We start from the raw sequence: 23,986 nt of genomic DNA, 5'->3' as shown, positions 1-23,986 counted from the left end.
AGATGTCTTCAGAGAATTTTCCCGGCTGACATAATGTCAACCAAAGGAATCCGTCTAATAGACGGGGTTGTGCATCATGCACTGGCTTTTAGCACACTGTTGAGTTCTCAAGAAACGGACTTGCTTTTTTGTCTTGCTCTGTGCCTTTATCTTCTCAGTGGCCCCAGTTAGTGTCAAACCGAGCGATTTGACTTCTGGATCCGAACCCGAGAGGAATTCGGCTGCTCCCGTTTGAGAGCAACCCCTCTAACTTACCAGCGATCGGAGCGGAAGGCGAACCAGCCGCGCGAACGTGGAGTTCAGGGGATGAAGCAGCCCATGCCAGATCCGCCGTGAGGCGAGTGGATGGGGTTTCGCCGGATCAGGCCGACACGAGAAGACTAACAGTTCCCTCGACCACTCACGCCACAAACGACTGCCGTGGCCTGACAACCAACCTGGTCACTCGCGCATCTAAGTAGCACCCGGTTCGAGCGCGGTCGCATGACCTCGGTGAGGGCAAGCCGATGTCAAGCCGACCGCAATCAGGGCGGGATACGAATGAGATGCGGGAGTCACCCGGCGCCAACCCGGCGTCTGGACCCCCGCCGTGGAGGTGGCCATCATGACGCAGCGGTCGGAGTTCGACGACATCCGCGCCCACATCACGGCCGAGGCCGGGCACGCCGGCGATCTTCTCCGGATCGCCCGGGAGCTGCTCGACGACCTGGAGCAGGCGCGCTTGCGAGAGGCGTCCCTGCGCAACTACTACCTCGCCCTCCTGACGGCCAGTCGCGCGACGGTCGCCGCCAACGCGGCGGGCGACCCCGAGCCACTGACCTTCCTTGAGCACGAGCTGGCCAAGAACGGCCAGCTGCCCGTGGGCGAGGAGGCCGCCCGGGTACTGGCCGACGCCAAGACCGCCCAGGCGCTGGTCGCCGCGCTCGACCAGCCGGCCCGCGAGCCCCGGCGCATGGGCCCGGCGAGCAGCCGGCTGCGCCGTTGCGTGAGCGTGCACCGCAGCCTGCCGCACTGACCACAGCCGTAGCGCTCGAAGCCACCGCGGCATAACGCGGAAGGCGACCGCACCAGGGGCTGCCACCCCCGCGACCGCCCTCCGCCGATGGCCCGCACCCCACACCCACACCCGGGGTACGGCCGGGCCCGGTTCCGACCCCATCGGAACCGGGCCACCCAAGCACCACCAAGGGGGAACGGGGCCTGATTCCGGGGGTCGGAATCAGGCCCCACAGCCATGCCCCCGAAAGACCGACAAGCCTTCTTGCCGTTACGGCTCCCGCCCACCCGACACCCCCGCCGCCCCCGGCCAGGCCGGCGATCGGCGGCAATCGGCCGCTCCCGAATCGCACCGCCACGAGCCACCTCCGGCAATCCGACTCTCCACGTGCCGCCCAGAAATCCGGTCGCCCGGGCCATTGGCGCACTGACGATGACGCGGCAGAACACGCTGCTTACCGTGCTCCCGTCGCCAGACCATCGGCGCAGCGAACCTGACGCCCTGAGCACCCCGCATACCGAGACCACGTCACCGAACCATCGGCGCGGCGACCATCGCGCGGTGAACGCCCTGCACACCAAGACCCCCGCCACCGAACCATCAGCGCAGCGAACTTCTCACCGGCACACGCTGCATTCCGAAAACCATCGCCGAAGGACCGGTCGGCTGATGAGGGGCCTGTCACCGAGGGCCGCGTGGGGGTGGGCATCACCGCTGCATCCGGGAGCTGGGCGCCCAACGACCACGTAGACACCGGGTGAAGCCCGTCGGCAACGGCTGCCCGGCTCGGCGAAGCAGCCCACGACACGGTCGAAGCTCGGAACCTCAGCCCGTCGAGTTCGACGCGTCGGTCGCGAACCAACCAGGTAGCCACTCCCTGACGTCGCCTCAGCTGAGCTGCGCAGCCTCCGCAGGTCGAGGTGCCGGATCCGGATGGACGTCGAGAGGCATGCGATCACTACAGAGAGTCGGCCGAGATGACGCCCACTCCCCAGGCCCCGCCATCACAGAAATACCGCGAATTCCCGATTTGACCAGCCAGAACCAGCCCCAGAAATTCGGCATCAGATCATTTGCCCGGGAAAACGCCGGCTCGTACCCGAGAGAAAAGCAAAGTGGCCCGGTTCCAGATCTGGAACCGGGCCACTTTCTTGGTAGCGGGGACAGGATTTGAACCTGCGACCTCTGGGTTATGAGCCCAGCGAGCTACCGAGCTGCTCCACCCCGCGTCGGTATGTAAGAACACTATCCATGAACGTCGAGTAGCGCAAATCAAAAGGCCCGGAGAGTGATCTCCGGGCCTTTCGACAGAGTAGCGGGGACAGGATTTGAACCTGCGACCTCTGGGTTATGAGCCCAGCGAGCTACCGAGCTGCTCCACCCCGCGTCGGTGTGTCTTAAGACTATCCGGCGCGGGGTGATGCGGCAAATTGAATGCTCGGATCAGGGCGCTTGCGGTGGTGTCGACGGTGTCGGCGTGGGTGTCGGGGTCGCCGATCCCGACGCTGCCGGGGTCGCTGACGGGCTGGGTGACGGGGCCGGGTCGGTCGCCGCCTTCTGGGCGGCGGCCAGCTCGTCGAGGGCGGCCTTCAGGGCGGCCTGAGCGGTGCCGTAGGCCTGCCAGTTGGGCGGGTTGGCCGACAGGGCCGCCTGGGCGTCCTCGTAGGCCTTCTGCGCCTTGCCCAGCGCCGTGGAGACCGTGGCCTGCTGCGCCGGCGTCTCAGCCTGCTCGTTCTGCGTCGGCTGGGTCTGTTCCTCGTTCTGCTCGGCCGGTTGGGTGGTGCCCGCCTCGCCGAAGACCTGCTTCAGCGCGGTCTCCAGGTCGTCGCCGAAGCCGACGCGCTGACCGTAGAGGACCAGGACCTTCTGCAGGGTCGGGAAACGGCCGGCCGCCTCGTCCTTCGGCTGGATGTAGACCGGCTCCACGTAGAGCAGGCCGCCGCCGAACGGGAGGGTCAGCAGGTTGCCGAAGATGACGTCCGTCGCGCCGCCGCTGCCTCTCAGGATGTTGAGCTGGGCGGAGACGGTCGGGTCGGTCAGGAACGTGTTCTGCGCCTGGGGCGGACCCTGAATCGTCGTCGTGCTCGGCAGCTGGAGGATCTCCAGCTTCGCGTTCTTCGCGTCGGCCGTGGCGTCGACCGCCATGAACGCGGCCATGTTCTGCCGGTTGTTCGGGACGAACGTGGTCGTCAGGGAGAACTTCTCCTGGGTGACGCCCGGCATCTTCATGGTCACGTAGTAGGGCGGCTGCTTGCTCTTCTTGGTCGCCGGGTCTTCCGGGACCTTCCAGAAGTCCTGGCCGCCGAAGAAGGAGTCGGGGTTGGTCACGTGGTACTGCGTGAGGATCTCGCGCTGGGCCTTGAACAGGTCGGCCGGGTAGCGCAGGTGCTCACGGAGCTCGGGCGAGATGTCCGACGCCGGCTTGACGATGGTGCCGAAGGCCTTCTGCCACGTCTTCAGCACCGGGTCGGTGTCGTCCCACGCGTAGAGGGTCACCGTGCCGTCGTAGGCGTCGACCGTGGCCTTCACCGAGTTGCGGATGTAGTTGATGTTGTCGCGCGGCACCTGCGGCACGCCGGGCTGGAGCGAGGAGGTCACGTCGGTCGTGAGGCTCTCCAGGCTGTGGGGCTCGGAGTAGGGGTAGGCGTCGGACGTGGTGTAGGCGTCCACGATCCACTTGATCCGGCCGTCGACGATGGCCGGGTAGGGGTCGCGGTCGAGCGTCAGGAACGGGGCGACCGCCTGGATGCGCTCGATCGGCTTACGGATGTACATGATCTTCGAGTCGGCGTTGATGCTGGAGTTCAGCAGCAGGTTCGTCTCGCCGTACTTGAGGGCGTAGAGGAACCGGGTGAACATCCCGCCGATCGGGACGCCGCCGTTGCCGGCGTAGGTGTTGTTCTTCTGGCCGCTGGTGCTCTGCTCGGGGTAGTCGAGCTCGACCGGGTTGCTGCCCTGCGTGCCGCCGACGATCGAGTAGTCGGGCGAGTTCTCGCCGAAGTAGATCCGGGGCTCGTACTTGCCGAGGGCCTGGGTCGGCGGGATGTCCTTCTCGTTGAAGCTGGGCACGCCGCCGCCGTCGACCGCGCTGCCGGGCGCGGCCACGAAGCCGAAACCGTGCGTGTAGACGAGGTGGTCGTTGATCCAGTTGCTCTGCGCGGCGGGCGGGGCGCCCATCTCGCGGACCGCCACGACCGTGTCCTGGACCTTGCCGGTGGCCGGGTTCTTGTAGCGGTCGATGTCGAGCTGCTCGGGGAACTGGTAGTAGCCGCGGATCTGCTGCAGCTGCTGGTAGGTCGGGCTGAGCACGGTCGGGTCGAGCAGGCGCAGGCCGGGGATGGCCGACGACTCGGCCTGGAGCACCTCGGGCTTGGCCTCGGTCTCGGCGCCGTATTGCCTGACCGTCGCGTTGTCGACCCCGTAGGCGGCTCTCGTCGCCTTGATGTTGCGGTCGATGTAGTCGCGCTCCTTGGCCTGCTGGTTCGGCTTGACCTGGAACTGCTCGACGAGCGCCGGGTAGACGCCGCCGATCAGGACCGCCGACAGCACGAGCAGGCCGAGGGCCACGCCGGGCAGCATGCCGCCCGAGCGGACGACCCCCGCGAAGAACAGCGCGGCGCAGATGAGCGCGATGAACGCGAGGATGGTCTTGGCCGGGAGCACCGCGTTGACGTCGGTGAACGACGCGCCGTAGACCTTGCCCCGGTCGGAGAAGACCAGCCCGAACCGGTCGAGCCAGTAGGCCACCGCCTTCAGCAGCACGAACACGCCCACCAGCACCGACAGGTGGGCCCGCGCGCCGCGCGAGGCGTGGACACCGCCGGGGGTCTGGATGCGGAAGCCGCCGTACAGGTAGTGGACGAGCGCCGCCGCGATCGCCGACAGGACGACCGCGATGAACAGGAAGTTCAGCACCATCCGCAGGAACGGGAAGGTGAACATGAAGAACGACAGGTCGATCCCGAACTCGGCGTCGACCTTGCCGACCGGCGTGGCGTTCGCGAACTCCATCCAGGTCTTCCACTGCCCTGAGGTGGACGACCCCGCGAACAGCGCCAGAACCGCCATCCCGATCAGGAAGATGACCTTCCGGTGCGGGTCGATGGCCAGCCGGTAACGGTCGGCCCCCTGGGCGTTGCCGAACATGCCGGGACCGAACATGGGACGGACTCGGAACGCCAGCGCCATGTTGCCGCCGACGATGCCGACCATGAGGGCGGCGCCGACGACGAACAACAGGACCTGGGTGATCAGCATGGTCGAGAAGACCGAGCTGAAGCCGACCGAGTCGTACCAGAGATAGTCGGTGTAGAAACCGGCGAAGATGTAGAGGACGATCACGAGCGCGACGATCGCGATTCCCACGGGAATGAGCAGGCGGGGCCGGCGGGGCACGCGCATCGCCCGACCGGCTCCGGGGCTCCGGAAGCTCAACGCCAAACCCCTTTGGTCAAAAGCACAAACGGTCTGTGCCTGGCAACCTACACCGCGTTCGGCAGTGCTGCGCTTCCGGAAACCTCTCAGGAAAGTGTTCAGGAAGTGCAGGCGGGGACCGATCCCGATCCGGTCCGAATCGCGTCGATCGCCTTGATGGCGCCGTTCAGTGTGTCGACCTTGACCAGGCGCAATCCGGCGGGCACGGCCGCCGCGGCGGCAGGGCAGTTCGCCGAGGGCGTCAGGAAGATCGTCGCGCCGGCCTTCTTGGCGCCGACCATCTTCTGCTCGATGCCGCCGATGGCGCCGACGTTGCCCTCGCCGTCCATCGTGCCGGTGCCGGCGATGGCCTTGCCGCCGGTGAGCGGGCCGGGGGTGAGCTTGTCGTAGATGCCCAGGGAGAACATCAGGCCCGCGCTCGGGCCGCCGACGTCGCCGACGCTGATGTTGACGGCGAAGGGGAACTTGTAGGACATCCCCATGCGGACGCCGACGATCGCCTGGCCGTCGGGACCCTTCACGGTCTTGACCGTCACGTCCTGCTTGGCCCCCTTGCGGTCGACGCCGAAGGTGACGTCGTCGCCGGGGGTGTGCTTGCGTACGGCGGCGGCGACGGCCTCCATGCCGGTGGCCGGGGTTCCGTCGACGGAGGTGATGATGTCGCCGGGCAGCAGCTTGCCCTCGGCCGGGGAGCCCTTGTCGGTGCTGGCGACCTCGACCACGTTCTGGTAGGCGATCTTGAGTTCGCGCAGGGCGGCGGCGGTGGAGGTCTCCTGGGAGGTCGCCATCTCGGCGGTGTTCTCCTCTTCGACCTCTTCGACGGTCTGCTCCCTGGGGAAGATCGTCTCTTCCGGCACGACCGCGATGGTGTCGTCGAGCCAGCCGCGCAGCGCGGTCAGCAGGCCGATGCGGTTGCCGGGGCCGCCCTGGTAGGCGACGGTGACCATGCTGAGCATGCCGGTCGTGGGATAGGTCTCGTGGCCGGTGACGGTGATCACCGGCTTGCCCTTCACGTCGCCGATCGTGTTCTCGGTCGGGCCGGGTGACAGCACGACGTAGGGGACGGGGAGCATCGCGCCGCCCACAGCCAGCGCGAGTGTGAGGAAACCCGCCACGAGCAGGGTGAGGGCACGTCGGGACATGCCAGAACTCTAAGGGCTCGCCGATAAGGAGCGGCTAACAGGCGCCGACCCACTCGGCAGATCCGTCGGTGAAGCGCTGGTTCTTCCAGATCGGCACCTCGTGCTTGAGGTCGTCGATCAGCCTGCGCGACGCGGCGAACGCCTCGCCCCGGTGGGGGCAGGCCACCGCGACGATCACCGCGATGTCGCCGAGCTCCAGGTCGCCGACCCGGTGGACGGCCGCCAGCGCGGTAACCGGGAAGTCGGCGGCCACCTTCTCGGCCACCCGCCGGAGCTCGGCTTCGGCGCTCGGGTGGGCCGAGTAGGACAGCAAGTCGACGCCACGGCCCTCGTCGAGGTCGCGGACGGTGCCGATGAAGAGCGTGGTGCCCCCGGCCGCGTGGTCGCCGACGGCGGCGACCACCTCGTCGACGGAGAGCGGGGTCTCGCGGATGGCCAGGAGGCGGATGACGTCCACCCGACGAGTCTAAATCTTCTTCTTCCGCCGGGCCGCGCGCACGATCGCCGCCGTGCCGATCACGGCGACGGTGGCGCCGGCGGCGGTCAGGGTGGCGTCCTTGCCGGACAGGCGGCGGCCGACGACGGCGTGCTTGCCCTCGCGGTAGGTCATCAGCTCGCGGAGGGCGGCCTCGTTCGTCCAGGCCGGCTTCCAGCCCGCGGCCCGCAGGGTCGCGCAGTCGACGACCCAGGGGTAGACGACGTAGTGGAGGTCGGTGGCCGGGGCCGGGGTGATGCCCAGGCGGTGGAGGCGCTGGGCGGTGGAGAAGGTCAGGCCGGCCGGAAGCTCGAAGCGGCGTACGCCGGAGACCTCCTCGACCTGCTCCATCTCCAGCCAGCCCTCGGAGCCCACCGCGACCACGCCGTTGACGTGGCCGAGCGCGGCCAGTTCGAGGGCCGAGACGAGGTCGTCGACGTGGCAGAACTGCCAGCGGGGCAGGCAGCCCTTGACGACGAGCAGGCGGGGGGCCTCGAAGTGGCGGGTGACCACGGTGTCGACCTCGGGCCCGACCAGGGCGGCCGGGCGCAGGACCACGACCTCCAGGCCGGGGTGGGCCCGCAGCGAGCGGCGGACCAGCGACTCGATCTCGAGGTGGTCGCCGACGACGCCGGTGTCGGGTTCGGCCGCCACGGGGGCGTCTTCGGGCAGCGGCACGGGGTTGTCGGCGTCGGCGCCGTACACCATCGCACTCGTGACCAGCACCACCCGGCGCACCCGGGCGGCGGCCGAGGCGGTGAGAACGGTCTGGGCGGCCCGCAGGTTGTAGGCCCGGCGTTCGGCGGGGTCGCCGTCGAGCGAGAAGTCGCCCGCCAGATGGACCAGCACGTCGACGTCGGAGATCCGGTTCGCCAAGAGCGGATCGCGGATGTCGAGCACCCGCCAGGTCACGTCGGTGACGTCGCCGCGTTGCGCGTCGATCGCCACCACACGGCGGAAATCCGCAGACGAGGCGACTTTCGACAGGAACGCCCTGCCTACTCCCGAGGCCGCGCCGGTGACGGCGACGACGGGCGGACGATGGCGTTTCGAGACTGGCACGCGGTCCTCACTTTGCGCTGACACGCCCCACGACGGATAACGTGGCGGATGTGGACTCCTCCATCCTGCACGAGGTGGCGCGGTGACTGACCTGCCAGGTCGCGAAAACGATCCTAACGAGAACCCGTTCGCCATGTTCGGCAACCCCGAGCAGATGGCGCAGGCGATGCGCCAGTTCGCCGACATGCTCTCGGCCCCACCCGGCTCCGGCCCGGTGAACTGGGAGATGGCGAAGAACATCGCCCGCCACGCGGTGGTCGCCGACGGCGGTGATCCCAGCGTGATGGAGGGAGAGAGACGTCAGGTCGTCGACGCGCTGAACCTGGCCGACCTGTGGCTCAACGAAGCCACGTCGTTGCCGAGCGGCGTGTCGAACCCGCAGGCGTGGAGCCGGTCCGAGTGGATCGAGAAGACCGCTCCGATCTGGGGCCAGCTGTGCGACCCGGTGGCCGCCAAGATGGTCGAGACCATGGGCGGCAGCCTCGGCGCCGCCGGGCTCCCGGCCGAGGCGCAGGCCATGGCGGGGCCGCTGATGGGCATGCTGAAGCAGATGGGCGGCATGATGGTCGGCCAGCAGATCGGCCAGGCCCTCGGCACCCTCGCCCGTGAGGTCATCGGCACCAGCGACATCGGCCTGCCGCTGTCCGACACCGCCGCGCTGCTGCCCGGCGGGATCGCGGCGTTCAGCCAGGGGCTCGAACTGCCCGCCGAGGAGATCCGGCTCTACCTGGCGCTGCGCGAGGCGGCCCACCACCGGCTGTTCCAGCACGTGCCGTGGCTGAAGTCACACCTGCTCGGGGCGATCGAGGAATACGCCCGCGGCATCACCGTCGACGTCTCGGCCCTGCAGGAGAAGCTCCAGGGGCTCGACATCAACGACCCGTCGCGGCTGCAGGAGATCCTTTCGGGCGGCGACCTGCTCAAGCCCGCCGAGACCGAGCGGCAGAAGGCCGCCCTGGCCCGCCTCGAGACCACGCTCGCGCTGGTCGAAGGCTGGGTCGCCACGGTCGTCGACGCGGCGGCCTCGGGCAAGCTGCCCTCTTCGGGCGCGCTGGCCGAGACGGTCCGGCGCCGCCGGGCCTCCGGCGGTCCCGCCGAGCTCACCTTCTCCACGCTGGTCGGCCTGGAGCTGCGGCCCCGGCGGCTGCGCGAGGCGGCGGCGCTGTGGAAGGCGCTGGGCGACGCGCGCGGCGTCGACGAGCGCGACGCCGTGTGGGGCCACCCCGACCTCATGCCGAACGCCGACGACCTCGACAGCCCCGAGACGTTCGTGGCCGGCAAGGAAGACTTCGACCTCGGCCTGCTGAAGTTCCTCGAAGAGAACAACGACGAAGACAAGTGACCCTGCGCGACGAAGCCACGGCGCTGCTCGCCGCCTGGACCGGCCCGACCCCGCAGGAAGAGACGCTCCGTCAGCAGTTCCTCGATCATCTGGCCGAGCACGAGAACGGCGTGTGGCGTGAGTGCGTACCGGGGCATCTGACCGCCACGACGGCGGTGCTGTCCCACGACGGCGCGCACGTGCTGCTGACCTTCCATAACAAGGCGAAGATGTGGCTCCCGATGGGCGGCCACTGCGAGCCGGGCGACCGCACGCTGCCCGAGGTGGCGCTGCGGGAGGCGGTCGAGGAGTCGGGCATCCCGGGCCTGACCCTGCTGCCCGGTCCGCTGGCGCTCGACCGCCACGAGGTCTGGTGCCATCCGCCGCAGTGCTGGCACCTGGATGTGGAGTTCGGCGCGGTGGCCCCGGCCGGGGCCGAGTTCGTGATCAGCGACGAGTCGCTCGCGCTCGACTGGTTCCCGGTCGACGCGATCCCGGAGCCGAGCGACATGGCCACCCGGCGGCTCGCGCGCAGAGCCCGCGCGATGCTCGCACACGATCTTCACAACTGACTTACCCCTGCCCTGCGCGACGCTGGTTAGTGTGGCCGGGGTGGACACACAGGTAGGCGTCGAGGTCGGTGGGGAGATCCGCTCACCCGCCGCTTCATCGGGGCGAAAGCGGCGGGCGTTCGCCTGGCTGGTGGCCGGGATCAGCGTGGTCTGGGCGGTCTTCCGGCTGACCGGGATCGAGTTCACCGGGTTCGGGACGCTCCTGTCCACGGGCACGCCCTACGCGGTTCTCGGGGCGGTCGTGGCCGTCCTGGTCGCGGTGCTGAGCCGGGCCCGGTGGGCCGCCGTGCTCTCGCTGGCGTCGGTCGTCGCGCTGTCGTTCGTGGTGCTGCCTCGGGCGCTGCCCTCGGCGCAGCCCTCGGCCGACGGGCCGTCGTTGCGGGTGCTGTCGGTCAACATGCGCTTCGGGCGCGCCGACGTCGGTTCCCTGATGGCTCTTGTACGTTCCGCGCGCCCCGATGTGATCTCGGTGCAGGAGCTGAGCCCCCGGGCCGTCGAGGGGCTCGCCGCGGCGGGGCTGGGATCCCTGCTGCCGTACGACCATCTGGAGCCCCACTGGAGCGCCTCGGGGTCGGGCGTCTACTCGCGGTTCCCGCTGACCCCGCTGGCGCCCTTCGCGCCCGGGGAGGGGCACCGGATGCCGTACGCGAAGATCGAGGTTCCCGGCGGTCCGCCGGTCGAGCTGGTCGACGTGCACACGGTGGCGCCGCTGGGGCGCGACATGGCGCTGTGGCGCGACGGCCTGCGGTCGCTGCCCCGGCCCGAGGCCGGCACTATCCGGATCCTGGCGGGCGACTACAACGCCACCTTCGACCACGCGGAGTTCCGCGCGGTGCTGGGTCACGGGTGGGTCGACGCCGCCGACGCGACGGGCAAGGGCCTGATCACGACCTGGCCGGCCGAACGGCGGCTGCCGCCCTTCATCACCATCGACCACGTGCTGGTCGACCCCCGGGTGGCGGTCGGGCACGCGAGCGTCCACGACGTGGCCGGCACCGACCACCGGGCGCTCTTCACCGTGCTCAGGCTTCCTTCAGCGGTTGGTTGAACCGCAGCAGGTTGCCCGACGGGTCGCGGAAGGCGCAGTCGCGGACGCCGTAGAACTGGTCGATCGGCTCCTGGAGGACTTCGGCGCCCGCTTCGGCGATCTTCTCGAAGGTGGCGTCGCAGTCGTCGGTGGAGAAGATCAGGCCGCGCAGCAGGCCCTTGGCCAGCAGCTCCGACATGGTCTCCTTGTCTTCCGCCGAGGCGTTGGGGTCGGCCAGCGGCGGTTCGAGCACGATCTCCACGTCGGGCTGCGACGGGGAGCCGACGGTCACCCAGCGCATGCCCTCGTAGGAGACGTCGTTGCGGACCTCCATGCCGAGCACGTCGCGGTAGAAGGCGAGCGCGGTGTCGTGGTCGTCCACGGCGATGAAGCACGTGTGCAGTTTGATGTCCATGCTTCTCACGCTAGAGGGCGACCGGCGGCGTTGGCTTCTCCGTTCCTGACCGGTCTGGTGTGGATCTTCGCGATGCAGGCGGGGATGGCGGCGGCCTCGTCGTGGGAGCGGGCGCGGTAGGCGGTGGGGCTCTCTCCGACCAGCTCGGTGAACCGGGAGCTGAAGGAGCCGAGCGACGTACAGCCGACCGCGAAGCAGACGTCGGTGACGGACATGCCGCCGTTGCGGAGCAGCGCCTTGGCGCGCTCGATCCGGCGGGTCATGAGGTAGCTGTAGGGCGTCTCGCCGTAGGCCGCCCGGAAGCTGCGCGAGAAGTGGCCGGGAGACATGAGGGCGGCCCGGGCCAGGGCGGGCACGTCGAGGGGGCTGGCGTAGTCGCGGTCCATCATGTCGCGGACCTTCCGCAGCCGGACGAGGTCGTCGCGGTTCACGCCAGCACCAACGCCCTGGTGGAGTCCCACCCTTCCAGGCCCGGGTCGAGGCGGGCGAGGTCGTCGGGCGTGCGCAGGCGGTGCCAGCCCGGCCCGGTGGCGACCTTGCGGGGCCCGGGGGCCTGCGCGCGCAGCGCCTTCACGACCTCGGGGTGGTCGACGTCGAGGGTCGCCCACTCGGGGAACGGCAGGTGGGCGGCCACCGCGACCGCTCCCCCGTTGTCGGCCGGGCAGACGGCGATCTCGGCGCGGCCGAGCTCGCGGAAGAGCTTCCCGATCAGCAGCGGCGGCAGGTCGGGCGCGTCGCCGCAGACCACCACGGCCTGGTCGGCCGGGGGCAGCGCGGCGAAGGCCTGGCCGACGGAGTCGATGGAGATCACCGGCGTGCCCGGCCAGGCGATCTCCTCCAAACCTGTGACTCCAACCGCTAGGATCACGGGGGTCACCAGGTCGAGGCCCGCGACCATCTCGTACGTGTCCTCGGCCACGGCGCGAAGGAACTCGTCACGGCCGACTCCCGGTGGCGCGGCGTCACCGCACGACGGGGTCACCAGGACGGCCACCAGCCGTTCGGTCAACATTCCTCCGGGGTGCCGCTCGCGGCCATGGAGAATCCCTCCAGGAAACCGCGTGCGCGTTCGGCCTTGGGGTAACGTTCGACCAGCGCCCAGAAGCGGGGGCCGTGGCTCGGCACCAGCAGGTGCACCAGCTCATGCATGATCACGTAGTCTACGACCCACGCGGGCATGCCCCGGAGTCTGCCCGACAATCGGATCGTGCCATGATCTGGAGTGCATGACCCCCATCGATGGTTCTGGTTCTCGACCCAGCGCACACTCGATGGCGCGGCCCGTCCGTCGAGGTAGCGGGCCGACAGTTCCCGGGCGCGATCGAGCAGGTCGTCGTCGCTGGGTCTTTTACGCTGCTCCTTCGCCGCCAGGCGTTCGAGCATGCGACGTACCCACTGCTCCTCGTCGGTCGTGCTCAGACCGGCAGGCAGCAGCACGATGGTCTTGTCTCCATCGCGGTACGCGGAAACGGTTCGCCGCCGTCGTGCGCTCCGACGAACCTCGACTGTCTCGGGGGGCACATATGCACGGTACTCGACACGCGCGGAATTCCACAGGGGGTCACTGACGTTCCCGCTGGTCAATCAACGTTTCCCGCATGTTAAACCGGAACACCCGCCCCAGTTGTCGCCCGGAGACGGGCTGGTGAGAGCGCCCGGGAAGGCCGATGTGCGGCAGGTTTCCGGGATTGCGGGGCAACGAATGGATATGGGCGGCGGCGTAAAAGTAAAACCTGCTGGAGCGGATCACAGTGGACCTGACCTGCGGCAGAGGCGCCGGAGTGATCATATGGACGGGGTGTCCGTGAGAGCGGAATGCGCGACTGAGCAATGGCGCTTCGCTTGATTGATCTTTCTCGGCCCGATGAGCCGTGCGGGGTTATCCACAGGCAGTGGGAAAGCGGCTCGGGCGGCGGGCGCGGTGTGACAGTTTCCGGGCCATGACACAACCCTTGGGTATGTCCAGCCGGCCGCGGGTGAAGCCCGCCGTCGGAGTCGCGACGCGCGACGAGGAGACGCTGCAGTTCGGGCTGCACCCCGCGCGGGCCGTGCTGCTGACCGGCCTCGACGAGCGGGGGCGGCGCTTCGTGGGGAGTCTCGACGGCACCAGGACGCTGGCGCAGGCCATCACCGACTCCCGGGTCGACGAGACGATCGCCGTCCGGATCATCGAGCTCCTCGCCGGGCGCGGGCTGCTCGACGACGTCTCCGGGCCGGCCCCGCTGACCACGCTCAGCCGCGACGAGCGCGACCGGTTCCGGCCCGACCTGGAGGCGCTGTCGCTGCCGCCCACCGTCTACGAACTCCCCGAGAGCGCCTCCGGGCAGAAGTCCCCTCCTCCGGCCCTGGACGGAGGCCTGCAGGCCTTCGCGGCCAGACAGAGGTCTTATGTCCGGATTTACGGTGCCGGGCGCATAGGGGCCCGTGTGGCCGCGCTGCTGGCGGCGGCCGGGGTCGGGCGGATCTGCGTGGTCGATCCCGAGGGCGCGCGGGCCGAAGACGTCGTGCCCGGCGGGCTCGGCTGGGAGCACGTGGGAAAGCCCCGCGAGGAGGGCGCGGTGGCGGTGGCCGCCGCGGTCGCGCCGAGCGTCACGGCCTGGGCGGGTCGGGCCGCCGCCGGTCTCATGGACGGCGCGGCCGCGCCCGACCTGGTCGTGCTGGCGCCCGTCGGAGCGCCCGATCCGCTGCTGGCCCACGATCTGACCACGCTGGGCATCCCCCATCTGCTCGCCACGTGCGCCGAGGGGTGCGGGGCGGTCGGGCCGATGGTCGTGCCGGGGCAGTCGCCGTGCCTGGGGTGCATCGAACTGACCCGGCGGGATCGGGATCCGGGCTGGCCGTCGGTCCGGGCCGCCATCAGGGGGCAGTCGGGATGCGACACCATCACGTCGGGTCTGGTCGCGGGTCAGGCGGCCGGGCAGGTGCTCGCATTCCTCGACAGACGTGGGGTCGACGCCGTCGGAACGGCCGAGATCCTGCCTGATTTACAGTGGCGGCGCCGGGTCTGGCCGCGTCATCCCCGATGCCGTTGTAGTCGAAACGACCAGGCTGGGCTAACAATGGTCGCGTGAGTGACCTTCCGCGCAACGCCGTGACGCGCTCGGCGAAACTGGCGGCCCTGCCCCTGGGGTTCGCCGGGCGCACCGCTCTCGGCCTGGGGAAACGGATCGGCGGGAAGTCCGCGGAAATCGTCGCCCAGGAGATCCAGGACCGTACTGCGGCGCAGATTTTCAAGATCCTCGGTGAGCTCAAGGGCGGGGCGATGAAGCTCGGCCAGGCGTTGTCGATCTTCGAGGCGGCGCTGCCGAGCGAGATCGCCGGACCCTACCGGGCCACTTTGACGAAACTTCAGGACGCCGCGCCCCCGCTGCCCGCCGCGACGGTGCACCGGGTGCTCGCCGAAGAGCTGGGCGACGACTGGCGGGAGAACTTCCTGTCCTTCGACGACCGGCCGGCCGCCGCCGCCTCGATCGGGCAGGTCCACCGCGCGGTCTGGCACGACGGCCGCGAGGTCGCCGTGAAGATCCAGTATCCCGGGGCCGGCAAGGCGCTGATCTCCGACTTCAACCAGCTCGCGAGGCTGGGCAAGCTGTTCGGGGCGCTGCTGCCGGGCCTCGACGTCAAGGCCGTGCTGGCGGAGCTGAAAGACCGGGTGGTCGAGGAGCTCGACTACTTCCTGGAGGCCGAGGCGCAGCACGCCTTCGCGGTCGGCTTCAAGGACGACCCCGACTTCCGGGTCCCCGACGTGATCGCCGCCAACGAACACGTCCTGGTGACCGAATGGATCGACGGCACCCCCCTGTCGAAGGTGATCACCGACGGAAGCCAGGAGGAGCGCGACCGGGCCGGCCTGCTGCTGACCCGGTTCCTGTTCAGCTCCCCCGCCCGCGTGGGGATGCTGCACGCCGACCCGCACCCCGGCAACTTCCGCATGCTGCCCGACGGCCGTCTGGGCGTGCTCGACTTCGGCGCGGTCAACCGCCTGCCCGAGGGCTACCCTCCGGTGTTCGGCCGCCTGGTGCGCCTGTTCAACCAGGGCGACATCGACACGGTCGTCGAAGGCCTGCGGGCCGAGGGCTTCATCCGCCCGCACATCGAGATCGACGTCGAGGCCCTGCGGGCGTTCCTGGCCCCCTACGTGGAACCGACCCAGGTCGAGGAGTTCAGCTTCAGCCGAGAGTGGCTCCAGGCCCAGGCGGCGAGCGCGACCGACCTCCGCCCGACGAACGTGGTCCGCCACCTCAACCTGCCCGCGACCTACGTGCTGATCCACCGGGTCCACGCGGCGGGCGTGGGCGTCCTGTGCCAGCTCGGCACGACGGCCCGCTTCCGCGACGAGGTCCTCGCCTGGGTCCCCGGCTTCGCCGACGACGACAACCAGAAACCGACGCCCGCCTCCTGACCCCGGTGGCACCGCTCGTCGTGCGGACGATGGCTGCCCTCAGCCAGGCCGGGCTCACCGAGGTTCCAGGAGTTCGGCCAGGCGGGGCAGGTGGCGGAAGGCCTCCTCCGAGTCCTCGAAGTCCCAATCCCCTTCCAGGTCCGGATAGGCGATCGTCCAGGCGTCCAGTGGAAGGTCCTGGCCGGTGCGGCGGTGGTAGGCATCATAGGGGGCGCCGAGGATGTCCTCGGCCCACAGGTCCGTGCCTTCGGCGGCGGCGGTGATCACGGCGGGGACGGCGGCGAGCGAGTCGGGGTCGGCCACGACCGCTTCGTAGGTTGCCCGGCCCTGGCAGATCAGCCAGCCGCGGAAGCAGTCGAAGCCGTCGTCGGAGGCTCCGCCGTTGATCAGGTAGGCCGCGCCCCACAGGTCGGTGCGGTAGGACTCGGCCATCAGGTCCCAGAGAAGCTGCTGGGCGTCCAGGATGTCCGCCAGTGGCATGGCCGCCAGCAGGTCGGTGACGCCGGTCGCGATCTCTTCCTCATCGGGCTGCGGCAGGTCGGCGCGCACCTTGTCGATCATGGCCCAGAACTGGTCACGGTTCACCGGAGGAGTCTGCCAGGGGGCGCGCGCGGGGAGCGATGTCCTGGCCGTATCGGGAGGCGACGGTGTCGTAGGCCGTGCGGGTGACGAGGAGGTCCGGCTCGGTCCGGGCACGCAGAAAGGCCCGGGTGTGTAGTGGTACACCCGGGCCTTTTTCTACAAGTGGCCGTTAGAGCCTCGACAGGGCCGCCTGGAGGGCGGCGGTGGCGCGGGCGGCCCGCTTGCGGGCTTTGTTCGCGTTGGCCACACGGCTGGCGAGGCGGTGCTCCGCGGCTTCCCGCTGGAGCCCTCGTATTCGCTCATCTACCAGTTCCTGGAACAGATGTGGGGCGGTCGAGGTGTGGAAGGTCATCGGACTTCTCTTTTCTGCAGGTCTTCGGGTCGGGTTGTCTGTCGGTCGTTCGTCAGAGCGGGAGCGGGGTCTTGCGGGGGCGACCACGGGGCCGCTTGCGCGGAACCACGGTGCCTCGCAGGATCAGCTCGCCGCCCCAGACGCCCCAGGGCTCCTCACGCTCGAGGGCCCGGGCCAGGCAGGTCTCCCTGATGGGGCAGCCGCCGCAGAGCGCCTTCGCGAACTCGACGTCTTCGGGAGACTCGGCGAACCAGAGGTCGGGGTCGGTACGACAGGGGATCTCGGCTTCGATCAGGTCCATGACCGGGGCCGCCATCTGCGTCACCTCTTTGTGAATCGGGTTGGTCGTTGTCCTCTGCAGTGGGGGGATACGGGCCGGAGAAAACAAGAAGGCCGCGGATCCGATGTGGGGATCCGCGGCCTGGAGGCTGACTGACCGGTCAGGTTGTGACTGGTCGACTCCAGGCAGGACGCGGACGCCCCACTCCACCGGTGGTGGTGTGGCTGGTCTGCTCAATACGCATGCGCCGGACTAGCTGGTTCGGCGCGAAGGCGCCATCGACGCGCAGTTTGGCGTGCGAGCCATAACGGGCGGCATCGGTGGCAGGGCGTGCGGCGGCGAGCCACGGCGTGGCGGTCGTCTTCGTGATGCTCAGCACTGGGCTCACCTCCTGGTGACTTTCTCGGGGGGCCGGACAGTAGCGTCCGACTCGCATGTGCATGACCCTAAACGGCAACCTGCCGAGTGGGCAACACATTTTCAACCTGCGATTACATAGAAATTTTCCGGGTTCAGCCAACCCGGATGAGGCACTCCTGGACGACCGACACGGCCAGCTCGCCGGAGGCGGTGAACATCTGGCCCTGAGCGAGCCCGCGGGCGCCGCCGGACCAGGGGGATTCCTGCGCGTACAGGATCCAGTCGTCGGCGCGGAACCTGCGGTGGAACCACATGGCGTGGTCGAGGGAGGCGCCGGAGATGTTCGACGGGCCCCACGCCAGGCCGTGGGCGAGCAGCACCGTGTCGACGAGCGTGTAGTCGGAGGCGTAGGCGGCCAGGACGACGTGCAGCAGGGGGTCGTCGGGGAGGTCGGCGTCGTAGCGGAACCAGACCTGGTTCTCCGGGCCGATCAGGCTCGGGTCGCGGTTGGCCTCCCACGTCAGCGGGGTGACGTAGCGGGCGTCGAGCGGGCGGGGGCGCGACAGCCAGCCCGACCACTCGGGGTCGTCGCCGATGAGCTTGCGCAGTCTGTCCTGCAGAGGGGCCAGGCTCTCGGGGCTCGGCACGTCGGGCATCACCGCCGCCTGGTGGTGGACGCCCTCCTCCTCGATGTGGAAGGAGGCCGACATGGTGAAGATGACCTTGCCGTGCTGGACGGCGACCACGCGGCGGGTGCTGAACGAGCGGCCGTCGCGGACGCGGTCGACCGTGTAGACGATCGGGACGGCCGGGTCGCCCGGACGGATGAAGTAGGCGTGCAGCGAGTGGACCTGACGCTCCGCGCCGACCGTACGGGCCGCCGCCATGAGGGCCTGGGCGGCGACCTGGCCGCCGAAGACCCGCTGGATGCGCTCCTCAGGACTGCGGCCGCGGAAGATGTCGAGCTCGATCTGCTCCAGGTCGAGCAGGTCGAGCAACTCCTTGAGGGCGGAGTTCACGAGGCCTCCAGACGGCTTCGGACGAGGGAGAGTACGGCTTGACCGTATCGCTCCAGTTTGACGCGGCCGATCCCGGCTATCGCAAGGAGGGCCTCCTCGGTCGCGGGAGCGCGTTCGGCGATGGCCTGCAGGGTGACGTCGGTGAAGACGACGTAGCTCGGCACCTTGGCCTCTTTGGCCGCCTCGGCCCGCCACGCCTTCAGCTCCTCCAGCAGCGCCTCGTCGTATTCGGCCGGGCAGGTCGCGCAGCGGCCGAGCTTCTGCTCGGGGCCGGTGGCCAGCGTGCGGGTGCAGACCCGGCAGGTCGCGGGGGCGGCGACGCTCCGGCGGGCGGGCTGCGGGGACGGATAGGAGGGCTGGGTCGCCGGCGTGCCGGCCAGGGACTCCACGAAGCGCGACGGGCGGCGCGACCGGCGGCCGCCCGGGGAGCGGGCCAGCGCCCACGACAGGTTGAGGTGGACGCGGGCCCGGGTGATCCCCACATAGAGAAGGCGGCGTTCCTCCTCGATCTGGTCGGGAGTCTCGGCGTACACGATCGGGAGCATGCCCTCGGTGAGGCCGACCAGGAAGACGGCGTCCCATTCGAGGCCCTTGGCGGCGTGGAGCGAGGCCAGGGTGACGCCCTCGACCGGCGGGGCGTGCTGTTCGGCGGCGCGGCGTTCGAGGTCGGCGACGAACGCGGGCAGGTCGCCGCCCTTGGCGGCCAGGTCTTCCGCGAGTTCGGCGATGGCGTTCAGGGACTCCCACTTTGCGCGGGCGGCGCCGCCGCCGGGCCGTTCGGGGGTCAGGCCGATGCCGGCCAGGATCGCGTGGACGGCCGGCGCCAGCGGCTCCTCGTCGTTGGCCGAGCGCGCGGCCCCGCGCAGCAGCACGACGGCCTGGCGGACCTCGGGACGCTCGAAGAAGCGCTCCGCGCCGCGCAGCAGATAGGGGACGCCCGCCTGGCTGAAGGCCTGTTCGTAGGCCTCCGACTGGGCGTTCACCCGGAACAGGACCGCGATCTCCCTGGTCGGGACGCCGTCGGCCATCAGCTTCTTGACCCGGAGCGCGACGCCCATCGCCTCGGCGGGCTCGTCGTCGTATTCGGTGAAGACCGGTTCGGGGCCCCGCTCGCGCTGGGCGACGAGTTCCAGGCGGTGGGGGCTGCGGGCCATCACCCGGTTGGCCAGGGTGACGACCTCGGGGGTCGAGCGGTAGTCGCGGACCAGCTTCACGACCGCCGCATTGGGGTGCTCGACGCCGAAGCCGGTCAGGAAGTGGGGGCTGGCGCCGGTGAAGCTGTAGATCGTCTGGTTGGGGTCGCCGACGACGCACACGTCGTCGCGGCCGCCGAGCCAGGTGTCGAGCAGGAGCTTCTGGAGCGGGTTGACGTCTTGGTATTCGTCGACCACGAAGTAGCGGTACTGCGACCGGATCTGGTTGGCGACCTCGCGGTGCTCGGTCATCACCGCGGCGGTGAGTTCGAGGATGGTCTCGAAGTCGACCAGGTGGCGGGCGCGGCGCAGCTTCTCGTACTGGTCGAAGAGGCGGGCGACGTCTTCGGCCGGGATCGGCGGGGTGCGGCGGGCCTTCAGGGCGGCGGCCGGGTAGTCGTCGGGCGCGTGCTGGGTGACCTTGGCCCACTCGATCTCGCTGGCGACGTCGCGCAGCTCGGCGCGGTCGGGGTTGCGGCGCAGCATGCGGGCCGCCTCGACCAGCAGCGGCAGCTTCGACTCGACCACCTGGGGCGGGTCGCCGCCGATGACGCGCGGCCAGAAGTAGGTGAGCTGGCGCAGCGCGGCGGCGTGGAAGGTGCGCGCCTGGACGCCCGGCGCACCGAGCTCGCGCAGCCGGTGGCGGAGCTCTCCGGCGGCGCGGGTGGTGAACGTCACAGCGAGGACGCTCGGCGCGTCGGCGATACCGGTTCGTACGGCATGGGCGATTCTGTGGGTGATCGCCCGAGTCTTGCCGGTACCTGCACCGGCCAGCACGCACACCGGACCCCGCAGCGTTTCGGCCACCGCCCGCTGTTCGGGATCGAGGCCCGAAAGGACGTCCAAATGCGGCCTCCAACGTGCGCGGCGGGTGATCTGCTGGCATCATCCTTCCAGCACCCGGCCAAGCGCGTCTCAAGAGCCGGGTCGCAGAAGGCAAAGAGGGAGCGTCCCCGGAGGGCACGACGGGGGCCGCGCGGGGAGGTTTCAGACCCTTGAAGAAAGCGGCCGTCGCCGGTGCTCTCGCACTCGCCGCCGTCCTCGTCGCTCCGATGAGCGCGGGCGCGCACGCCGTCAGCCCGCAGCCGGCCGCCACGGCCTCGCCGACGCCGGTCGCCTCGCCTTCGCCGAGCACGTCGGCCACGCCGCCGCCGGTTCAGGAGCGCAAGACGCTCGTGAAGTACGGCCGCCACGTGCGGCAGCGGATGGACGTCTACTGGCGCGCCAACGACCAGCTCATCCGCCCGGTCGTGTTCATGATCCACGGCGGCTGGTGGTCGGGCGGCGACAAGGCCTACATGAAGTCCGTCACCCGCAGCTACTTCGACCTCGGCTACGTCGTGGTCAACGTCAACTACCGGCTGTCGGGCGACGCGCGGTGGCCGGCGCAGCGCGACGACGCCCTCGAGGCGATCGCGACCACCCGGCGCATGGCCTCGGAGTTCGGCCTCGACCCCAACCGCTATGCGATCATCGGCTTCTCGGCCGGCGGCCACATCGCGGCCTCGGTCGGCACCTACGGCAACGGGCAGCCCGGGTTACGGGCCGTCGTCGGCGTCTCGCCGGTGATCTCCCCGCTGACCGCCTACTCCGACGGCGGCCACGGCGCCACCCACGAGCAGCGCAAGCTGCGCCAGGCGGCGGTGGCCCTGGCCGGTGGCTGCGGCCCCAACAAATGCCCCCGGATCTGGTCGAGCATGGAGGTGCCGTTCCACGCCTCCTACGGTGACGCGCCGATGCTCAGCGTCCACTCGGCCCGCGAGTTCGTGCCGCCCTACCAGAGCGAACTGCTCCGCGAGTCGCTGGCGGTCTACGGCATCGACATGTCGGTCCGGGCCTACCCTGGTCGCTATCACAGCTCGCCCCTGTTCCGGGAGCCCGGCGTGGCCGAGACGATCCAGTCGTGGGTCATCGGACATCTGGCGTACTAGATGGGAAGATGAGCACCATCCGTTGTGTTGGCAATGACTGCCGACAGAAAGGGACGACAATGGCGCTCACGGTATACACCGCCTCGTGGTGTGGGCCTTGCAAGCGGCTCAAGAGCCAGCTGACCCGCGAAGGCATCGCTTATGAGGAGGTCGACGTCGAGGCCGACCCCCAGGCGGCGTCCTTCGTCGAGAGTGTCAACAAGGGCAACCGCGTGGTCCCGACCGTCGTGTTCCCCGACGGCAGCGCGGCGACCAACCCGTCGGTGATCGAAGTCAAGCGTCGCCTGGCGACGATGGGCCAGTCGATCTAGCGACGTGCCGGCCCGAATCCTGGCTGTGATCGCGGCCGGAGGGGTCGCGGGATCTCTCGTCCGGTACGGGCTGGGGGTGCTCTTCCCGAGCGCCCCCGGGTTCCCGTGGACGACCCTGTTCATCAACGTCACCGGATGCCTGCTGATCGGCGTCCTGATGGTGGCCATCACCGAGATCTGGGCCGCCCCCTCCTGGGTACGCCCCCTTCTGGGGGTCGGGGTGCTGGGCGGCTACACCACGTTCTCCACCTACATCGCCGACATCGGCCTGCTGGTCGCGGGCGAGGCGCCCACGTCGGCGCTGGTCTACCTGGTGGCGACGCCGCTGCTGGCGCTGGCCGCCGTGTGGGCGGGCACGGCCGTCACCCGGGCGGCGGCCCGGCGACTGGGGAGGCGGACATGACACCGGGGCTGCGGCTGACCATCTTCGTCGGTGAGACCGACACCAGCCACCACAGGCCGCTCTACCACGAGATCGTGCACCGCGCCCACGCCGCGGGCCTGGCCGGGGCCAGCGTCTTCCGCGGCATCGAGGGCTACGGCGCCTCGAACCACATCCACACCACCCGCATCCTGTCGCTGTCGGAGGACCTGCCGGTGGCGATCGTCATCGTCGACGAACCCGACCGGATCAGGGCGTTCCTGCCGGAGCTCGACGAGCTGATCGGCGAGGGCCTGGTCATGGTCGACGAGGTCGAGGTCCGCCACTACGGCGGGAGGCCCCGGTGACCGGGCTGCTGACCGCCCTGCTCGTGGCGGCGGGCGCGGCGATCGGCGCTCCCCTGCGCTACCTGACCGACCGGCTGATCCAGTCGCGGCACGACAGCGTGTTCCCGTGGGGCACGTTCGGCGTCAACCTGGCGGGCTCGGCCCTGCTGGGCTTCCTGGTCGCCCTGCCGGCCGACCACGCGGTCATGGCCCTGGCCGGGACCGGCTTCTGCGGCGCGCTGACGACGTATTCGACCTTCAGCTACGAGACGCTGCGCCTGGCCGAAGACGGGGCGCGGCTGGCGGCGGCGGCCAATGTGGTGGTGAGCATCGCGGGCGGCCTGGGCGCGGGGGCCTGCGGAGTGCTGCTCGCCCGCGCCGTCGGCGGCTGATCAGCGTCTGATCAGCGTCTGATCAGCGGCCCCAGGAGCCCTGCTCGTCGATCGCCGATCCGTACCAGGTCTCGATCAGCCTGCGGGCGATCGAGACGGGGGGCGGGACCCGCAGTTCGCCGGTCGCGACGGCCACCCGGAGTTCCTCACGGGTGAACCAGCGGGCCTCGGCGATCTCCTTCGGGTCGAGGGTCAGGTCGCTGGTGAGGGCGCGGGCGAAGAAGCCCAGCATGAGGCTGCGGGGGAACGGCCAGGGCTGGCTGCCGAGGTAGCGGGGATCGGAGACGCGTACGCCGACCTCTTCGAAGACCTCCCTCGCCAGGGCCGCCTCCAGGGACTCGCCCGGCTCGACGAAGCCCGCCAGGACCGACATCCGGCCCTCGGGCCACTGGGGGCCGCGGGCCAGCAGAAGGCGGTCGTCGGGGTCGCGGATCAGCATGATGACGGCCGGGTCGACGCGGGGGAAGTGCTGGGAGCCGTCGTTGGGGCAGACGCGCACGTGGCCGCCCTGGGTGACGGTGGTCTCTGCGCCGCACTGGGGGCAGAAGCGGTGGGTGGCGTGCCACGACTCCAGGGCCACGGCGTAGACGAACAGGCCGGCGTCGCGGTCGCCGAGGATCGACCCGGCCTCGCGCAGGCCGGCGGAGTCGGCGTCGTCGGGGAGCTTGGCCGAGACGGAGAAGTAGGCCACGCCGTCGGCGACGCCGAGCAGGTGACGCTGGCCCTCGGGGGCCTCGGCGGGGGTCAGCAGGACGAGTTCGGCCTCGTCACCCGACCGTTTGACCAGGGTCTGGCCGTCGCTGATGACGAGGACGCGCGTGGACGGGTCATGCCATACCCGCTCAAGCCAGTCGGGGTCGTGCCGGAGCTGGGCGGAACGGTCGATGGTGCTGCGGCTGAGTAGCAGGGGCCCCAGGAGTCCCTCGGTGATGTCCACGGGGTTATTCTTTCATCGGCGCACGCAGACGCCCGTTCCCCACTAAGGTTCTAGAGGTTAGGTAAGCCTTACCT

At 69.8% G+C, this 23,986-nt stretch carries 26 protein-coding genes and 2 tRNA genes; 11 read left to right on the top strand and 17 right to left on the bottom strand.

What is annotated here, in order from left to right:
* Window positions 1-604: 604 nt before the first annotated feature.
* On the top strand, window positions 605-1,015 hold the full coding sequence (locus FDA94_RS25715) for a hypothetical protein (protein ID WP_137249638.1): 411 nt from the start codon (window positions 605-607) through the stop codon (window positions 1,013-1,015).
* 1,134 nt (window positions 1,016-2,149) lie between these two features.
* Here FDA94_RS25715 and FDA94_RS25710 read toward each other — a convergent pair.
* From FDA94_RS25710 to FDA94_RS25685, 6 genes are all read right to left on the bottom strand, one after another.
* Window positions 2,150-2,226: transfer RNA gene (locus FDA94_RS25710), tRNA-Met, on the bottom strand.
* Between the two features lie 84 nt (window positions 2,227-2,310).
* A tRNA-Met gene (locus FDA94_RS25705) sits at window positions 2,311-2,384 on the bottom strand.
* A 56-nt stretch (window positions 2,385-2,440) separates the two neighbouring features.
* On the bottom strand, window positions 2,441-5,362 hold the full coding sequence (locus FDA94_RS25700) for a UPF0182 family membrane protein (RefSeq protein WP_342778526.1): 2,922 nt from the start codon (window positions 5,360-5,362) through the stop codon (window positions 2,441-2,443).
* A 167-nt stretch (window positions 5,363-5,529) separates the two neighbouring features.
* The gene (locus FDA94_RS25695) at window positions 5,530-6,573 is read right to left on the bottom strand and encodes a YlbL family protein (RefSeq protein WP_137249636.1); all 1,044 of its coding nucleotides are present in this window, start codon (window positions 6,571-6,573) and stop codon (window positions 5,530-5,532) included.
* A 34-nt stretch (window positions 6,574-6,607) separates the two neighbouring features.
* Complete coding sequence (locus FDA94_RS25690; RefSeq protein ID WP_137249635.1) at window positions 6,608-7,030, bottom strand: molybdenum cofactor biosynthesis protein MoaE; 423 nt, start codon at window positions 7,028-7,030, stop codon at window positions 6,608-6,610.
* 9 nt (window positions 7,031-7,039) lie between these two features.
* The gene (locus FDA94_RS25685) at window positions 7,040-8,110 is read right to left on the bottom strand and encodes an NAD-dependent epimerase/dehydratase family protein (RefSeq protein WP_232327689.1); all 1,071 of its coding nucleotides are present in this window, start codon (window positions 8,108-8,110) and stop codon (window positions 7,040-7,042) included.
* 133 nt (window positions 8,111-8,243) lie between these two features.
* Between FDA94_RS25685 and FDA94_RS25680 the strand changes: the two genes are divergently transcribed.
* The 3 genes from FDA94_RS25680 to FDA94_RS25670 are packed head-to-tail and all read left to right on the top strand — an operon-like array spanning window position 8,244 to window position 11,051.
* Complete coding sequence (locus tag FDA94_RS25680) at window positions 8,244-9,452, top strand: zinc-dependent metalloprotease (RefSeq protein ID WP_137249634.1); 1,209 nt, start codon at window positions 8,244-8,246, stop codon at window positions 9,450-9,452.
* Window positions 9,449-10,003 (top strand): NUDIX hydrolase, encoded by a 555-nt coding sequence (locus FDA94_RS25675; protein ID WP_137249633.1) that lies wholly within the window; start codon window positions 9,449-9,451, stop codon window positions 10,001-10,003. Before FDA94_RS25680 ends, FDA94_RS25675 begins: the two co-directional genes overlap by 4 nt.
* Window positions 10,004-10,043: 40 nt before the next feature.
* A complete protein-coding gene (locus FDA94_RS25670; RefSeq protein ID WP_137249632.1) occupies window positions 10,044-11,051 on the top strand; it encodes an endonuclease/exonuclease/phosphatase family protein in 1,008 nt (335 codons plus the stop codon).
* Here FDA94_RS25670 and FDA94_RS25665 read toward each other — a convergent pair.
* Genes FDA94_RS25665 through FDA94_RS25650 form a run of 4 tightly spaced genes read right to left on the bottom strand, consistent with a single transcriptional unit; the run spans window position 11,026 to window position 12,966 of the window.
* Window positions 11,026-11,445 carry a VOC family protein gene (locus FDA94_RS25665; RefSeq protein WP_137249631.1) on the bottom strand — a complete coding sequence of 140 codons (420 nt, stop codon included), beginning with the start codon at window positions 11,443-11,445 and terminating at the stop codon, window positions 11,026-11,028. The genes FDA94_RS25670 and FDA94_RS25665 overlap by 26 nt on opposite strands.
* A gap of 5 nt (window positions 11,446-11,450) precedes the next feature.
* Window positions 11,451-11,831 (bottom strand): helix-turn-helix transcriptional regulator, encoded by a 381-nt coding sequence (locus FDA94_RS25660; RefSeq protein WP_212735509.1) that lies wholly within the window; start codon window positions 11,829-11,831, stop codon window positions 11,451-11,453.
* Between the two features lie 41 nt (window positions 11,832-11,872).
* Window positions 11,873-12,457 (bottom strand): hypothetical protein, encoded by a 585-nt coding sequence (locus FDA94_RS25655; RefSeq protein WP_137249629.1) that lies wholly within the window; start codon window positions 12,455-12,457, stop codon window positions 11,873-11,875.
* A complete protein-coding gene (locus FDA94_RS25650) occupies window positions 12,451-12,966 on the bottom strand; it encodes a M48 metallopeptidase family protein (RefSeq protein WP_137249628.1) in 516 nt (171 codons plus the stop codon). The genes FDA94_RS25655 and FDA94_RS25650 overlap by 7 nt, the downstream gene beginning before the upstream one ends.
* Before the next feature lie 437 nt (window positions 12,967-13,403).
* Between FDA94_RS25650 and FDA94_RS25645 the strand changes: the two genes are divergently transcribed.
* Together FDA94_RS25645 and FDA94_RS25640 are read left to right on the top strand one after the other, a co-directional pair.
* Window positions 13,404-14,516, top strand: a complete 1,113-nt coding sequence (locus FDA94_RS25645) for a ThiF family adenylyltransferase (protein ID WP_137249627.1) — start codon at window positions 13,404-13,406, stop codon at window positions 14,514-14,516.
* Window positions 14,513-15,847, top strand: a complete 1,335-nt coding sequence (locus FDA94_RS25640; protein ID WP_137249626.1) for an ABC1 kinase family protein — start codon at window positions 14,513-14,515, stop codon at window positions 15,845-15,847. The genes FDA94_RS25645 and FDA94_RS25640 overlap by 4 nt, the downstream gene beginning before the upstream one ends.
* Before the next feature lie 54 nt (window positions 15,848-15,901).
* On the opposite strand, the gene FDA94_RS25635 is transcribed toward FDA94_RS25640, so the two are convergent.
* The 6 genes from FDA94_RS25635 to FDA94_RS25610 form a co-directional block, all read right to left on the bottom strand.
* On the bottom strand, window positions 15,902-16,432 hold the full coding sequence (locus FDA94_RS25635) for a DUF4240 domain-containing protein (RefSeq protein ID WP_137249625.1): 531 nt from the start codon (window positions 16,430-16,432) through the stop codon (window positions 15,902-15,904).
* A gap of 166 nt (window positions 16,433-16,598) precedes the next feature.
* Window positions 16,599-16,781 carry a hypothetical protein gene (locus tag FDA94_RS25630; RefSeq protein ID WP_137249624.1) on the bottom strand — a complete coding sequence of 61 codons (183 nt, stop codon included), beginning with the start codon at window positions 16,779-16,781 and terminating at the stop codon, window positions 16,599-16,601.
* Between the two features lie 52 nt (window positions 16,782-16,833).
* A complete protein-coding gene (locus FDA94_RS25625) occupies window positions 16,834-17,097 on the bottom strand; it encodes a WhiB family transcriptional regulator (protein ID WP_030451771.1) in 264 nt (87 codons plus the stop codon).
* A 124-nt stretch (window positions 17,098-17,221) separates the two neighbouring features.
* Window positions 17,222-17,440, bottom strand: a complete 219-nt coding sequence (locus FDA94_RS25620; protein WP_137249623.1) for a hypothetical protein — start codon at window positions 17,438-17,440, stop codon at window positions 17,222-17,224.
* A gap of 133 nt (window positions 17,441-17,573) precedes the next feature.
* A complete protein-coding gene (locus FDA94_RS25615; RefSeq protein WP_137249622.1) occupies window positions 17,574-18,440 on the bottom strand; it encodes an acyl-CoA thioesterase in 867 nt (288 codons plus the stop codon).
* Window positions 18,437-20,479: an ATP-dependent DNA helicase UvrD2 gene (locus tag FDA94_RS25610; RefSeq protein WP_137249621.1), complete on the bottom strand. Its 2,043-nt coding sequence runs from the start codon at window positions 20,477-20,479 to the stop codon at window positions 18,437-18,439. Before FDA94_RS25610 ends, FDA94_RS25615 begins: the two co-directional genes overlap by 4 nt.
* A gap of 149 nt (window positions 20,480-20,628) precedes the next feature.
* Here FDA94_RS25610 and FDA94_RS25605 point away from each other — a divergent pair, with 149 nt between their 5' ends.
* The 5 genes from FDA94_RS25605 to crcB are packed head-to-tail and all read left to right on the top strand — an operon-like array spanning window position 20,629 to window position 22,975.
* Window positions 20,629-21,564 carry an alpha/beta hydrolase gene (locus FDA94_RS25605; RefSeq protein WP_246060155.1) on the top strand — a complete coding sequence of 312 codons (936 nt, stop codon included), beginning with the start codon at window positions 20,629-20,631 and terminating at the stop codon, window positions 21,562-21,564.
* Between the two features lie 59 nt (window positions 21,565-21,623).
* A complete protein-coding gene (locus FDA94_RS25600; RefSeq protein ID WP_062339085.1) occupies window positions 21,624-21,875 on the top strand; it encodes a mycoredoxin in 252 nt (83 codons plus the stop codon).
* Window positions 21,876-21,879: 4 nt separating this feature from the next.
* Window positions 21,880-22,278 carry a fluoride efflux transporter FluC gene (locus FDA94_RS25595; RefSeq protein ID WP_212735506.1) on the top strand — a complete coding sequence of 133 codons (399 nt, stop codon included), beginning with the start codon at window positions 21,880-21,882 and terminating at the stop codon, window positions 22,276-22,278.
* On the top strand, window positions 22,275-22,604 hold the full coding sequence (locus FDA94_RS25590; RefSeq protein ID WP_137249620.1) for a DUF190 domain-containing protein: 330 nt from the start codon (window positions 22,275-22,277) through the stop codon (window positions 22,602-22,604). The genes FDA94_RS25595 and FDA94_RS25590 overlap by 4 nt, the downstream gene beginning before the upstream one ends.
* An 8-nt stretch (window positions 22,605-22,612) precedes the next feature.
* A complete protein-coding gene (gene crcB / locus FDA94_RS25585) occupies window positions 22,613-22,975 on the top strand; it encodes a fluoride efflux transporter CrcB (protein ID WP_137249649.1) in 363 nt (120 codons plus the stop codon).
* Between the two features lie 22 nt (window positions 22,976-22,997).
* Here crcB and nudC read toward each other — a convergent pair whose 3' ends face one another.
* Entirely contained in the window at window positions 22,998-23,912 is a 915-nt protein-coding gene (nudC, locus tag FDA94_RS25580; RefSeq protein WP_137249619.1) for an NAD(+) diphosphatase, read from the bottom strand.
* Window positions 23,913-23,986 lie beyond the last annotated feature (74 nt).

Source organism: Herbidospora galbida (genome assembly GCF_005233835.1).
Classification (GTDB): Bacteria; Actinomycetota; Actinomycetes; order Streptosporangiales; family Streptosporangiaceae; genus Herbidospora; species Herbidospora galbida.
Note: the sequence above shows the minus strand (reverse complement) of the source record. Positions and strands in the feature narration are given on the sequence as shown.